A 14202-nucleotide genomic window follows, 5' to 3' on the forward strand; every position below is an offset into this window, starting at 1 on the left:
GCGGAGCACTACGACAGCAGGTGATTGCCCAGAAACAGCCAGTCGGCCCAGAACACCTGGTGAACCACCACGATGATCCAGAACACGACTTGATAGGAAACCTTGCGCGTCTTGTGCCGAAACAGTTGCTGGGCCACCAGCGCCCCCGGCCAGCCGCCGAGCAGTTCACTGGCGTGCAGCACCTTTTCGGGTGTACGCCAGCCGGCAGTGCGGGCCTGGTGCTTGTCCTGCCAATACAGCAGGACAGTGACCAGGCTAACCGCCGGGTACAGCCCCAGCGGCAACCACGATTGCCCGCTCCAGGCCATCTGCAGCGCCCCTGCCATGGGCAGCAGGCACAGCACTGCCAGCGCCAGTAGCTTGATCCGCATTCAGCCGTTCGCCGTCGCCCAGTCGACCCAGCCGAACTGCCAGGTCGCCAGGATCAGCAAGCCGAACACGATGCGGTACCAGGCAAACGCTGCATAGCTGTGGTTGGCGATGAACTTGAGCAGCCCACGCACCGCGATCATGGCGAAGATGAACGAGGTCACGAAGCCGATGGCGAACACCGGCAAGTCACTGGGCTGGAACAGGTCACGGTACTTGTAGCCGGAGTACACCGCCGCACCGACCATGGTCGGCATTGCCAGGAAGAACGAAAACTCGGTAGCCGCCTTGCGAGACAGGCCGAACAGCAGGCCGCCGATGATGGTCGAGCCAGAGCGCGAGGTACCCGGGATCATCGCCAGGCACTGGACGAAGCCGATCTTCAGGGCGTGCGACCAGCGCATGTCATCGACGTGATCGACCTCTACGCGGTGCGAACGCCGCTCGGCCCAGAGCATGATCACGCCACCCACGACCAACGCGGCCGCCACGGTGATCGGGTTGAACAGGTAATGGTGAATCAGGTCGGCGAACAGCACGCCCAGCACCACGGCCGGCATGAACGCCAGCAGCAGGTTGCCCGTGAAACGCCGCGCCTTCGGCTGGCTGGCCAGGCCGAACACCACTTCGAGAATCTTGCCTCGAAACTCCCACACCACCGCCAGGATCGCCGCCAGCTGGATGATGATGTTGAACGCCATGGCCCGCTCACCGCTAAATCCGATCAGGTCGGCAACGATGATCTGGTGGCCGGTACTGGAAATCGGCAGAAACTCCGTCAGTCCTTCGACCACGCCTAAGATGATTGCCTGGAAGGCAGTCCAAAAATCCATCATTCCCCCGTTGAAGCACTGCTGTCTGCAGGCCCATTGTTCTTGATTTGCTTGTGATTGCCGCTCGCGGCGCGGCTCTTTTACAGCGACTGTTGGGTATTACGCCAGTAGAAAAGTTCACCCCGCCTAAAGGTTTCATCTTGCGCGGCCGAAATCCTAGCAGAGCAGCCTGGCGATGGCTCGCGCGGCATGCTGTAACGCCGCAACTAAATGGCACTTAGCCATTAGTCGGATACAGGCTGTCGGCAAAGCATGCTTGGATGCACTGAATAACAAGAACAATGCGGGAGTGCCGTTCATGAAGACCTTGAGGTCTATGTCGATCAGTCGCCGCCTGTGGCTGATCCTGCTGGTTGCGGTGGGGATGCTGGTGGTCCTCGGCCTGCTGATGCTGCGCCAGATCCACGGCGATCTGTACCAGGCCAAGGCAGAAAAGACCCGCCATGTGGTGCAGACCGCCGCGAGCGTGCTCACCTATTACCAGGGGCTGGAAGCCGCCGGCACGCTCAGCCGCGAGGCTGCCCAGCAGCAAGCGTTGCAAGTGGTGCGGGCGCTGCGCTACGACCAGGGCGACTACTTCTGGATCAACGACCTGGGGCCGAAGATGATCATGCACGCGGCCAACCCCAAGCTCGATGGCCAGGACCTTTCCGCCATCCGCGACCCGGACGGTTTTGCCGTATTCAATGAAATGGCCGCCCTCGCCCGCAGCCAGGGCGCGGGTCCGGTCAATTACCGCTGGCCCAAACCCGGGGCCAGCGAGCCCGTGGCCAAGACTTCGTACATCCAGCTGTTCCAGCCGTGGGGCTGGGTCATCGGCTCGGGCGTGTATGTCGATGACGTTCAGGCCGAATTCGCGCGCCAGTTGCGTGACGCCTCCCTGGTCGGCGTGGGCGTTGCCTTGCTGATGGCCCTGGTGGTCATGCTGATCGCCCGCAGCATCGCCCGCCCGTTGCAGGAGGCGGTGCAGGCAATGGGCAACATCGCCAGCGGCGAAAGCGACCTTACCCGTCGCCTGGACACCCATGGCCGCGACGAAATCACGCAATTGGGCGAGCACTTCAACCGTTTCAACGGCAAGCTCCAGGGCGTGGTCGGCCAGTTGCAGGATGCCGCCCATGCCCTGGCCCACTCCGCGGGGCATGTCGGCGACAATGCCGGCGCCGCGCAACAACACAGCGCCCAGCAGTCGCTGCAGATGGACCAGGTGGCGACCGCGGTCAACGAAGTCACCTACGCGGTTCAGGACGTGGCCAAGACTGCCGAACAGGCAGCCGGCGAAATGCAGGCCGCGCAGCAGCAGGTCGAGCATGGCCAGCAAGCCATCGACGGCAGCCTGCGGCAGATCGACCGCCTGTCCCTGACCATCGACCAGGCGGTACAGGTGATCCGCGACCTGGCGGGTCATAGCACCAAGATCGGTGGCGTGCTGGAGGTGATTCGCGCCATTGCCGAGCAGACCAACCTGCTCGCCCTCAACGCAGCGATCGAAGCCGCGCGGGCCGGCGAACAGGGCCGCGGCTTTGCCGTGGTGGCCGACGAAGTGCGCCTGCTGGCCCAACGCACGGCTCAATCGACCGCCGAGATACACACCATGATCGAATACCTGCAAAAGCAGTCGGACGCTGCGGTCAAGGCCATCGATACCAGCAGCGAGGCGTCGCGCCAGACCGTCGAGCAAGCCCGCGAGGCCGGCTCCAGCCTGAGCGCCATCAACCAGGCGCTGCACAGCCTCACCGCGCTCAACGCGTCGATCGCCAGCGCGACGTTGCAGCAGTCGCACGTGGTCGAGGAAATCAATCGCAATGTGCTGGATACCGCCGGGCTGTCTCAGCAGACCGCCGAAGCGGCGCGTCAGTCCAGTGATGCGGGCGTGGCCTTGGGGCGCTTGAGCGAAGGGCTGGAGCAATTGCTGCGTCAGTTCAAGGTTTAGCGAAGGACCCGGAGTGGCCGGTGCATGCGCCGCTCTACACCTCCCTTCGCCCACAGGCTACAATCGCGCCCCCCCTCAAGTCGCCAAGGAGCGCCGATGTCCGGCCTCGAACTCATCGCCGCCGTGCTCGGCGTCACCGCCGTCTGGCTCACCGTCAAGCAGAATGCCTGGTGCTGGCCGATCGGTCTGGTGATGGTGCTTATATATGGCTGGCTGTTCTACGAGGTGAAGCTGTATTCGGGCATGCTGCTGCAACTGGCCTATGCCGCGCTGCAATTGTACGGCTGGTGGCAATGGACGCGCCCGGGCCGCGTCGAGGATGCCCGCCACGTCTCGCGCCTGCAAACACCGGCGCTGGCCGCAGGGCTGGTGGGCGGCCTGCTGATCAGCGTGGCGCTGGGCGCGGCCATGGCCAACTGGACCGATGCCGCCCTGCCCTGGCTGGACGCCACGCTGACGGGCTTCAGCCTGGTCGCGCAACTGTGGATGGCGCAAAAACGCGTGCAGTGCTGGCCACTGTGGATGGTGGTGGACGTGGTCTATGTCGGCCAGTACCTGCACCAGCAGCTGTACTTCACCGCCGGCTTCTTCGCCGTGCTGACCCTGATCGCCGTGCGCGGCTGGCTGGAGTGGCGCCGCGACCCGGCGCTGCAGGCATGAAGGTCCTGGTGCTGTGCGGCCCCGAGTCCAGCGGCAAGAGCTGGCTCAGTGGCGAGATCCAGGCGCATTTCGGCGGTGTGGTGGTGGGCGAATATGTGCGCCATTTCATCGACCGGGAATGTCGCGACACCTGCTACGCCGATATCACCCCCATCGCCCAGGGCCAGTTGGCCTGGGAGGATCAGGCACGGCAACAGGCTCCGGAGTTGCTGATCCTCGATACTCATCTATTGAGCAACATGCTGTGGAGCCGCGCGCTGTTTCAGGACTGCCCCGCCTGGTTGGAACAAGCCTTGCTTGCTCGTCAGTACGATCTGCACCTGTTGCTCAGCCCCCATGATGTGGGCTGGGTGGCCGATGGCCAACGCAGCCAGCCGGACCTTGCCGACCGGCATCGCTTCTTCACCGACAGCCTTCAGTGGTTGCAGCGCCATCGGCAAACGGTGCAGGTGATCGAGGGTGACTGGCCCCGGCGCAGTGCGGCGGCATTACGTGCCGTGCAGGGCCTGTTGCAGGGAAAAACCCCGGTTTGCCCCACCGAGTGTTAACCCTCTGACACACCCCAGAGGGCCTTGACCCCCGTATTTGCGGACTTACCCACTTTTGGTGGTGGGAGTGTCAAGCCGATGAAACAGTGTGCGAAAGCGCCGCATGAGCAACATCCATACCGGAAAACAGCCCACTTTGCGGAAAATCTGTCTCAACGCTGAAACAACAACCTCTCACAACCGCCAACAAGTTACTGCAGGCCTTTGATTATCAAGGAATAACCAAAAGCGGCACGCCTTCTGCTCTCCTCCTCGCAACGCCTAATCAGGCCCGCGCTGAAGAAGGAATTGCAGTCATGGGAAAACTGGACAATGGCATCTGCCGTCTGCTGCTGGTCGGCTGTGCTTTGGGCGCAAGCTTCAGCGTGCCGGTACAGGCCGAAAATGGAATCATCGTCATCACCCGCGATGTTCAACCCCGCATCGCCACTCGCGCCCCCCTGGCGCCCGACCCCTACCCCACCACCGCCAACGCCAACCCCTCCGCCTACGTGCTCAAGCAGACCAACGAACTGAGCGATGGGGACTTTGCCACCATCACCAGCGGTACCGGGATTTCTTCGCTGATCACCCAGCAGACCAACAATGTGGGCGGCAACATCGGCAACCAGACCCAACTCCCCAACCTGGCGGCGGGTCGCGGTACAGGCTCCGGCAACGGCATTTCCAACATGGTCAACTCAAGTGTCCAGCGTGGCCTGGCGCCCTTGCAGATCCTGACCGGAGGCAAATGAGATGAGGCAATCGCTGTTAATCCTGGCCACCCTCTGCAGTGCAACGGCCCTCGCCCAATCCCCGGTTCCCGTGATCAACAGCGCCAACATCGACAGTTCCGGCGCGCAGTACCAAGGCAACTTGAGCGTCAACCAGGCGGCAGGCGACCTGCAGCAACAAGCCAACGCCCGGGCCTTGGCCACCGGCACCACGGCCGCTGCCAACACGCAGATCCGGCAACGCCAGATATCCATCGTCGACCCCAACATGGATGCCCGTGCCAGCATCCAGGGCGACGCCTTCAGTCACGGCAGCGGCGCCCTGGGTGTTAACCAGAGCGCCGGTGCCAGCACCCAGCAGGCCAACGCCCTGCGCATCAGCCTCAGTACACAACCGCAAAGTATCGACGACAGCGTCCTGCTGCAGCAAAACGTGGCGCTGATCAACAGCTCCGATCCAACTGATTCCTCCCCTGGCTATCGCCAGGTCACCACAGGTGACCAGGCATTCACCGGTAGCCGTGGGGTCATTCAGCTGAATCAGAGCGCCGGGGTGGGTAACCAGACGGCAAACACCCTGAGCGTACGGGTCGCGAACTGACCCGAATAGGTAGGTAAAAGGTAAGAACAACACTTAACCTAAAGAAGACGGAGAAACACCATGAAACCCTCGATGGCAATCAAGCCTCTGGTTTTCGCAATTGCTGCGGTCATGGCTGTTGCTGCACAAGCGGATCAGAACGACAGACGTGGCCATGGCCACCACAATAACCACACCCCACCGGCAAAAGCGGTGTATACCAACGCCACTGCCGAAGCCAATGATGTTCAGCGCAGTACGGGCAACCGTATCCTCAATGAAGGCACTGTCAACGAAGCCGAAATGAGCAGCTCCGGCACCGGTGCCAGTGGTAACGTCGGCGTCAACGTGGCGGCCGGTAACGGCAACCAACAAGACAACGCCGCGGCCATTGCCAATACCTCGTCCGATAACTCCGCGATCGACAACAGCTTCGTCTTCGGCAACTCCGAAGCCACCGCAAGCGTGCGCCAGTTCAGCAACAACAACACCGTCAAGAACTGGTCGACCCAGAGTTCTGCGGTCATGAGCGGCTCGGCTGACGGCAGCAGCGGCAACATTGGTATCAACATCGCTGGCGGCGACCTGAACCAGCAGAAAAATACCATGGCCATTGCCAACAACGCTGCCGCTATCGGCAACTCCACTGCCACCGCTTCGGCCAACCAGAACGGACCTGGCCTGACCGTCGAAAACCGTGCCGACCGTACCTACACCATCGACACACTGTCCTTCACCACCTCGCGCAGCGGTTCGTCCTCTCGTAGCGGTTCGTTCGACGCCAGCGTCGACAAGAGCTCCAGCTCGAGCTTCAGCGTGGCCGGCAACCAAAGCAGCGAAGCCAGCGGCTCGCGCAGCAGCAGCGCCAGCGGTTCGACCAGCATGACCGCCAGCGGCTCCAACAGCAGCAGCGCAAGTGGCAGCAACAGCAGCAGTGCCAGCGGCTCGAACAGCAGCAGCGCCAGTGGCAGCAACAGCAGCAGCGCCAGCGGTTCCAACAACTGGGCAGCCAATGGCTCGTCGAGCAGCGACCACAGCTCTTCGTCTAGCGCTTCGCTGAACGCTTCGCTCGATGCCAGTGCCAACGGCAGTGCATCTTCGTCGCAAACCTTCGGCAACTTCACTCGCTCGCGCAGCTCCGACTTCGACGCATCGCTCAATGCTTCGCTTGATGCATCGATCGACAAGTCGCATGAGTCGTCCACCGACTCGTCGTTCGACAAGTCTCTGAGCTCGTCCTTCGACAGGGCCCGTGACTCCTCCTTTGATCGCAGCCGCGAATCGTCGTATGACCGTACCCGTGACTCGTCGTATGACCGTACCCGTGACTCGTCCTACGACAAGTCTCGCGATACTGCCTACGAGAAGGCCAACGAGTCGGCATGGGAGAAAGCTCAGGCTTCGTCCTTCGAGAAATCTGGCGAGAAGGCCTCCGAGTCTTCGGACAGCATCTCGAAGAGCTTCAGCGAAGCTAGCGAGTACGCGATGGAAAACACCGTCTCGTTCCAAGTGCTGACCCCGACTGGCTGGGCCAACCCTGTAACCAACACCGCAACCCTGAGTGGCTCGGTGAATGGCGGCAGCGGCAACCTGGGCGTCAACGTGGCAGCCGGTGTGGGCAACCAGCAGAGCAACTCGCTGGCCATCTCCAACACCTCGATGTAACTGCAGCCTTGAGGCCCCCTTCGGGGGGCCTCTTTCTACCAGAAGCGTTCTACTAAAAGCGTTCTACAAAAGCTTTCTACAAAAACAGGGGGGCATGGAACATGCGCATTATCGCCTTGGCATTCCTGCTGTGCATGGCCAGTGTCAGCGAAGCAGCCCAGATGCCGCTGTCCGTCCTGCCAGGTGGTGCAGTGATCTACAAACCCATCCAGAGCATTCGCGAGCGCAAGTTCGCCGACCTTGTGCAACAGAAAACCGACTTCAGTTGCGGCGCCGCATCGCTGGCGACCATTCTGCGCCAGGCCTATTGGCTGGACGTGGACGAACAACACGTGATCGAGGGCATGCTGGCCAACGCCGACCATGACCTGGTACGTACCCAGGGCTTCTCGATGCTCGACATGAAGCGCTACGTGGAAAGCCTGGGCATGCGCGCCCGCGGCTACCGGGTAGCCCCCGACACCCTGCACAGCATCCGCATCCCGGTGGTGGTGCTGATGGACATCCGCGGCTACAAGCACTTCGTGGTCATGCAGAAAGTCGACAACGGCTGGGTTTACATCGGCGACCCGGTACTGGGCCACAAACGTTTCAAACTCGATGATTTCGTCAAAGGCTGGAACGGCATCATCTTCGCCGTCATCGGCCAAGGGTACGACAAGTCCAACATTTTGCTCGACCCGCCTCTGCCACTGAGCGCCAAGAACCGCATCAACAACTTCGCCCCGGTGAAGGATGCCGAGTTGATGGACTTCGGTTTCATCCAAAGCGACTTCTTCTAATGACAAGGGGCAAGAGGCCCCGGGAGCATCCCATGAAGACTTCATGCTGGCTCGCAGTCGTTTGCCTGGCCGCCAGCCTGCCGACCCAGGCACAGACGTTCAAACCGATCGAACTGAAGGATCAGGAGCTGGCAGAACTGCGCGGCCGCTATGTGTTGCCGGGGCGCATCGTCAGTTTTGGCGTGGTCATGACCAGCACCTGGCAGAACGCCAACGGCGAGGTGATCGGTGCTACCTCCTCGATGCAAATCCAGCATTCCACCCTGCAACCGCAGTTCTATGTCTCGATGATCAATGAAAAAGGCACCGGCAATTCGCAATCGCAGAGCCCGGGCACCGGTACCGTTACCGGTGGCAGCGGGCTCAATACCACCGAAGGCGTGACCCAGGTGGTACGTGCCGCCGGTGACTACAACTCGGCTTACAACAACGTCGGTATCACGGTCACCAAGGGCAACGAAGCACCTGCCACGCAAACGCAAGGCCAGGCCCTGGCGGCGGGCACGACGCTGGTGGGCGCCAATGGCGCAGGTTCACTGAGTGTTTCCGCCAGTGGCACCGGCGTACAGCTCGGCATCGTCGCCAACAACAACCAGGGCAGCGCACTGCAGCGTCTGGGCCAGGGTGGGCTGATGCAGAACACCACCCTGCTCGGCGCTGGCAACCAGGTGCGCAACTTGACGGAGCTCAATGTCGTGCTGCGCGACAGCCCTGCAACGGCTGGCCCGATGAACGCCAACCTCGATCAGCTCAAAGGCCTTCGTACCGGCGGATACTGATCTACGCTCTGTCTCATCGAACAAGTAGTCAGAAGGGACGGCTAATCCATGCATCGTTTGTTGACGTTGAGAGCTTTCGTTTGTTTGACGACCTTGGCCCCGGCCACTCTGCTACAAGCGGCAACCGACCCTCAGGTCGAAGCGCTGAAACAAGAATTGATCGCGTTGAAACAACGTTACGAAGCCCAACAGAATGCACTGATGGTGCTGGAACAACGCCTGCGTCAGGTCGAGGAAGCCCCTGCTACTCCCGCGCCCAAGCGTTTGACCAAGTCACCCGCCGAAGGCGTCAAGGGTGCACAGACCGTGGCTTCCGGGGCACCGGGCACCACCGGCAGCTCCTACGGCCAATCGCTCAAAGAGGACTCGGAACCGGCGCAAAGCGTTTCCAACCTGTATGACGAAGCCAGCGGCTTCTTTGGCGGCGGCAAGTTCAGTGTCGAGACCGGTCTGACCTATACCCACTACGACACCCGTGCCCTGACGCTCAACGGATTTCTGGCGCTCGATTCGATTTTCCTGGGCAATATCAACATCGACCGGATCAAGGCCGACAACTGGACGCTGGACTTGACGGCACGCTACAACGTCGACCAACGCTGGCAGTTCGACATCAACGTACCCATTGTCTATCGCGAGTCGACCTACTCCTCCGGCGGCGCGGGCGGTGCAGCCGGGGTGAGTTCCGATGGCTCGGTGAAACGTGACCCGACCATCGGCGACGTCAACGTCGGGGTGGCCTACAAGTTCATCGACGAGTCGGAAAACTGGCCAGACACCGTCGCCACGCTGCGGATCAAGGCGCCTACCGGCAAGGATCCCTACGGCATCAAGCTTATCCAGGATAGCGCCAACGACAACCTCGCGATTCCTGAAGACCTGCCAACCGGTAATGGCGTGTGGGCCATCACACCCGGTATCTCGCTGGTCAAGACCTTCGACCCGGCCGTGCTCTTCGGCAGCCTGTCGTACACCTACAACATGGAAGATTCGTTCAGCGACATCAGCCCCACTGTCAACACCAAGGTGCCGGGCGACGTGAAACTCGGCGACTCCTGGCAGATTGGCGGTGGTATCGCGTTCGCCCTGAACGAGAAGATGAGTATGTCGTTCTCGGTCACCGACCAGTTTGCCAGCAAGAGCAAGATCAAACCCGACGGCGGCGACTGGCAGTCGATCAGCAACAGCGACTACAACTCGGCGAACTTCAACATCGGCCTGACCTTCGCCGCCACCAACAACCTGACCATCGTGCCCAACCTCGCCATTGGCCTGACGGACGATTCGCCAGACTTCTCCTTCAGCCTGAAATTCCCGTACTACTTCTGACCGGGTCTTGCCAATGCCAGGCCTGCAGCGAGGGCCTGGTTTTGGTAACCAACTTTGTAGCCAACCGCTTTCCTGACTCCGGACTGTTATCATCACGCATAGCTATGTGACGTTTTGACGGTAATTAAGGAAAGTTTTCGTGAATATCCAGCTCGGCCACTCGCGCACTCGGCTCGTCGCCCTGGCAACCCTGGTGCTGGTGATCCCATTGGCTGCGCGCGCCCTCCTTGGGTGGTCCAATCCGCTCGGCTACTTGTCGGACCTGGCCTTCGGTAGCCTCCTGTTGCTGTTGCTGCACCGCCGGCCCTGGTGGCTGGCACTGCCTGTGCTGCTGGCCTGGGCCGCACTCTGGGTGGCATCCGCAGAGCTGGTGAGCGCTGTCGGCCGGCTGCCCAACAGTGGCGACCTGGCGTACCTGATCGACCCGCAGTTCATGGAAAACTCCACCGGCGGCGGCCTCGCCCACCCTTGGTTGCCCTGGCTGATGGCTGCGGGCCTGCTGGCCTGGTGCTCGATCACCTGGCGAGGCCGGGCACATCGCCCTGCCGCGCTGCCGCGCTGGGCCTTGGCCATCCCTGTGCTGCTGTTCGGCCTGCACTGGGGCAGCCAACAGCTGACGCCTTCCGATGCCGATCAGTGGCGCCAATACAATCTCTCTCACCAGTTGCTGTCCGCAGGCGTCAACGACCTGCAACGGCGGACGCTCACCTGGACAGGCCAGGAACAGCCCGTCACGCCCCTCTCCAGTGCCGCCCTGACCCAGGCCGACCTGCATGGCCAGAAACTGCTCAGCGCCCCCGGAAGCGCTCGCAACCTGCTGGTGATCACCCTTGAAGGCATCCCCGGCGCCTATGTACGTGCGAACCGCCAGGCCCTGCACAGCCGCTTCGACGAAGAACTGATGCCCAACCTAAGCCGCTGGGCCGAGCGCGGCATGAACACCCCGGACTACGTGCTGCACACCCACCAGACCATCCGCGGCCTGTATGCCATGCTCTGCGGCGACTACGACAAACTGGCCAACGGCACGCCCAAAGGGATGGAGCTGCTCACCCAGCAACAACGTAACCAGGCCTGCCTGCCGGCCCAGCTGCGTCAGGCAGGCTTCAGCACGCATTACCTGCAGGGCGCCGGCCTGCGATTCATGGCCAAGGACCGGATCATGCCGCACATCGGCTTCGACTCGGTGCATGGTCTGGAATGGTTCAGCAACGAGAACTACCTGGAGTTCCCCTGGGGCAAGGATGACCAGGCATTCTTCGAGGGTGCCCTGGACTACGTCGGGCAACTGCGCCAACAGGACCGCCCGTGGATGCTTACCCTGCTGACCGTGGGTACCCACCAGCCCTATTCGGCGCCGGCCGACTACCTGGCGCGTTACGACACCGCCAAGCAGGCCGCGGTGGCCTACCTTGACGATGCGCTAGGGGCGTTTCTCGACAACCTCGAGCGCCAGGGCGTGCTCAAGGACACGCTGGTGGTGGTGACCTCCGACGAATCCCACGGCATCGACGGGGTACGCCTGGCCTCCTCCTGGGGCTTCAACCTGATCCTGGCACCGGAGCAGGCGCAACTGCCGCACCTCAAGCAGGGCACCTACGGCCACGTCGACCTGGCCACCTCCCTGCTCGACTACTTTGCCTTGCCGATCCCGGTCGCACTGGCCGGGCGCTCACTGCTGCGCGATTACGACAGCGGGCGGGAGATGATTTCCTACACCAACGGCATGTTGCGCTACCACGATGGCCAAGGCGTATTCACCGAATGCGACTTCCAGCAACGCTGCCGCCGTTACGCGAGCCAAGGCTTCATTGCCGACCAGGCCCGCTACCTCGGCCCGGCCGACGACCACATGGGGCCACAGCTCGGCGCCCTTGCCGGGGTCCTCGACCAGTCCTTGTTGCAGACACCGCTCAACCTGCGTTACCAGTTCGGTGGCCCGTCGGCTATCCAATTGCAGGCGCGTATTCTCGATGACTGGGCCGACAACCTGATTGGCGCGCAGTATCTGGAAATGCCCGAAGGCTCGCATACCCGGGTGCGGATCAAGGTGCGAGCACTCGATCGACAGCACGTCGCCTACATCCAGCTCAAGGCCAAGGAGCTGGAGCAGGATGTACCGCTGGGCCTGCCAGAGGAGATTCGGGTGACGGCCGATGAACCACTGGAGATGGAATTCGGCTTCGACAACCCCATAGTGCGCAAGGCATTTTCCTTCCACTTGCTGGGGTATGGCGGGGGTGAAGTCGAAATCAGCGATTTCAGTGTGATCACGGCATTGCCGGGTGAGGAAGAGACGGTCGAGGAGCTCTCGGACGGGCATATCGCGCAGTCGAGCTGAGTATCAACCCGATCATTGTGGGAGCCGGCTCCCACAGGAATCGCGTCAACTTTTGGACATAGAGCAACACAGTTGCTCCCACAGGTTTTCTGCAGGTTCCGCTGCGCTGAGGGGTCACCGGATCTGGTGCTTGTGCAGTAGCCGGTAGAACGTGGGTCGCGATACACCCAGTACCTTCGCGGCAATGCTGAGGTTATTGCTGTGCCGGTCGAGCACGTCGCACAACGCCTGACGCTCCGCACGGTGCTTGTAGTCTTCCAGCGTGCCCAGCGGCTGCTCCTCCTGCTGGTGAACATGCAGGCCCAGGTCCTGGGCTTCGATCTGCCGCCCTTCGGCCAGCACCAGACCCCGTCGCACCCGGTTGGCCAGTTCCCGCACATTGCCCGGCCAATTGTGCCGCCCCATGGCGGCCAAGGCATGATCGCTGAAAGAACGCGGCCGACGGCCTGTCTCCAGGCTGTAGAAGTGTGAAAAGTGATTGGCCAGCATCGACAAGTCGCCATGCCGGTCACGCAATGGCGCAGTCACTACCTGCAAGACGTTGAGACGGTAATACAGGTCTTCCCGGAAACGCCCTTGCTCGATGGCCTTTTCCAGGTCCACGTGGGTGGCGGCCAACACCCGCACATCGACCGGTATCGGCTGGCTGCCACCCACCCGCTCGATATGCTTTTCTTGCAAGAAACGCAGCAGGTTGGCCTGCAGTTCCAGTGGCAGGTCGCCAATTTCGTCGAGGAACAGCGTGCCACCGTGGGCCGCCTCGATCCGCCCTACCTTGCGCTGATGCGCGCCAGTGAACGCCCCCTTCTCGTGCCCGAACAACTCGGACTGGATCAGATGTTCGGGTATGGCGCCGCAGTTGATGGGAATAAACGGCATTTCGCAGCGCTGCGACTGGCGATGCAACGTACGTGCTACCAATTCCTTGCCCGTGCCGCTCTCGCCCCGGATCAATACCGGCGATTCGGTAGGCGCCAGCTTGCCCAGCAGCTTTCGCAGCTCAAGGATAGGCCGGCTGTCACCCAGCAGTTCGTGCTCCAGTCCATCGACCGGTACCGCGCCCTTGCCACGCAGGCGTGCCATGCCGAACGCACGCCCCAGGGTGACGAGCACGCGGGAAACGTCGAATGGCAAGGTATGAAAGTCGAAGAACCACTCACAGACGAAGTCACCGACGTTCTGCATCCGCAGTTGTTCGGCGTTGAGCACCGCGATCCATTCGGTATTGCTGCGTTTGATCATGTCCTTGACCGCGTCCGGGTGGCGCAGGTGCGATTCCTGCAAGCGCAACAGACCAAGGTCGCAGCGGTGCTCCAGTGCCAGGTCCAGGCTACAGCTGTGAACATCCCAACCACCACTCTCAAGACCTGGCAGCAAGCGGTGACAATCATCGCACGGGTCGACGATGAGCAAACGACGCAGGGCGGCGGTAGCGTGCATGACCGTTCCTTGGCGCCAATTTGTGGTTTTTTACATGAAAACAGTAAGTTGCGGCGCCGTTTTAACAGTAGCAACGAACTTGACGGTGCCCACTACCGTCTGTCTGCCCGATTCTGCGCTGGCCAAGCCATGTGGGAATTTTTCAAATTTATCGACGTCACAGGCGGCGCAGGTCAATAAAAACAGTTCAAATTTGAAAAAAAGTATCAAGGCTGTGTGACTCCCCTACC

General features: G+C 61.6%; 14 protein-coding genes. 11 read left to right on the forward strand and 3 right to left on the reverse strand.

Annotated elements, in window-relative coordinates:
* Window positions 1-8: 8 nt before the first annotated feature.
* Window positions 9-371, reverse strand: coding sequence for a DUF1294 domain-containing protein (locus ACIPZG_RS07185; protein WP_400711599.1), 363 nt, complete (start codon window positions 369-371; stop codon window positions 9-11).
* Window positions 372-1202, reverse strand: coding sequence for an undecaprenyl-diphosphate phosphatase (locus ACIPZG_RS07190; RefSeq protein ID WP_400711602.1), 831 nt, complete (start codon window positions 1200-1202; stop codon window positions 372-374).
* Between the two features lie 298 nt (window positions 1203-1500).
* Between ACIPZG_RS07190 and ACIPZG_RS07195 the strand changes: the two genes are divergently transcribed.
* The 10 genes from ACIPZG_RS07195 (at window position 1501) to ACIPZG_RS07240 (ending at window position 12532) form a co-directional block, all read left to right on the forward strand.
* Entirely contained in the window at window positions 1501-3135 is a 1635-nt protein-coding gene (locus ACIPZG_RS07195) for a methyl-accepting chemotaxis protein (RefSeq protein ID WP_400711604.1), read from the forward strand.
* Window positions 3136-3231: 96 nt separating this feature from the next.
* Window positions 3232-3795 (forward strand): nicotinamide riboside transporter PnuC, encoded by a 564-nt coding sequence (pnuC, locus tag ACIPZG_RS07200; protein WP_008089249.1) that lies wholly within the window; start codon window positions 3232-3234, stop codon window positions 3793-3795.
* The gene (locus ACIPZG_RS07205; RefSeq protein ID WP_400711607.1) at window positions 3792-4343 is read left to right on the forward strand and encodes an AAA family ATPase; all 552 of its coding nucleotides are present in this window, start codon (window positions 3792-3794) and stop codon (window positions 4341-4343) included. The genes pnuC and ACIPZG_RS07205 overlap by 4 nt, the downstream gene beginning before the upstream one ends.
* Before the next feature lie 296 nt (window positions 4344-4639).
* Window positions 4640-5077, forward strand: a complete 438-nt coding sequence (locus ACIPZG_RS07210) for a hypothetical protein (RefSeq protein ID WP_400711610.1) — start codon at window positions 4640-4642, stop codon at window positions 5075-5077.
* 1 nt (window position 5078) lies between these two features.
* The gene (locus ACIPZG_RS07215) at window positions 5079-5657 is read left to right on the forward strand and encodes an adhesin (RefSeq protein WP_400640092.1); all 579 of its coding nucleotides are present in this window, start codon (window positions 5079-5081) and stop codon (window positions 5655-5657) included.
* Between the two features lie 60 nt (window positions 5658-5717).
* A complete protein-coding gene (locus tag ACIPZG_RS07220; protein ID WP_400711613.1) occupies window positions 5718-7301 on the forward strand; it encodes a heme utilization protein in 1584 nt (527 codons plus the stop codon).
* 101 nt (window positions 7302-7402) lie between these two features.
* On the forward strand, window positions 7403-8083 hold the full coding sequence (locus ACIPZG_RS07225) for a C39 family peptidase (RefSeq protein ID WP_400711616.1): 681 nt from the start codon (window positions 7403-7405) through the stop codon (window positions 8081-8083).
* Window positions 8084-8115: 32 nt separating this feature from the next.
* A complete protein-coding gene (locus ACIPZG_RS07230; protein ID WP_008089261.1) occupies window positions 8116-8862 on the forward strand; it encodes a hypothetical protein in 747 nt (248 codons plus the stop codon).
* A 48-nt stretch (window positions 8863-8910) separates the two neighbouring features.
* Window positions 8911-10191, forward strand: coding sequence for a hypothetical protein (locus ACIPZG_RS07235; RefSeq protein WP_400711619.1), 1281 nt, complete (start codon window positions 8911-8913; stop codon window positions 10189-10191).
* 139 nt (window positions 10192-10330) lie between these two features.
* Complete coding sequence (locus ACIPZG_RS07240) at window positions 10331-12532, forward strand: LTA synthase family protein (protein WP_400711622.1); 2202 nt, start codon at window positions 10331-10333, stop codon at window positions 12530-12532.
* Window positions 12533-12646: 114 nt separating this feature from the next.
* Here the strand turns inward: ACIPZG_RS07240 and ACIPZG_RS07245 are convergent, their stop codons facing one another.
* Entirely contained in the window at window positions 12647-13972 is a 1326-nt protein-coding gene (locus ACIPZG_RS07245; protein WP_400711625.1) for a sigma 54-interacting transcriptional regulator, read from the reverse strand.
* On the opposite strand from ACIPZG_RS07245, the gene ACIPZG_RS07250 reads away from it, so the two are divergent.
* Window positions 13971-14192, forward strand: coding sequence for a hypothetical protein (locus ACIPZG_RS07250; protein ID WP_400711628.1), 222 nt, complete (start codon window positions 13971-13973; stop codon window positions 14190-14192). The genes ACIPZG_RS07245 and ACIPZG_RS07250 overlap by 2 nt on opposite strands.
* Window positions 14193-14202: the final 10 nt, after the last annotated feature.

The sequence above is a fragment of the Pseudomonas sp. NPDC089395 genome, assembly GCF_044749525.1.
Taxonomy (GTDB): domain Bacteria; phylum Pseudomonadota; class Gammaproteobacteria; order Pseudomonadales; family Pseudomonadaceae; genus Aquipseudomonas.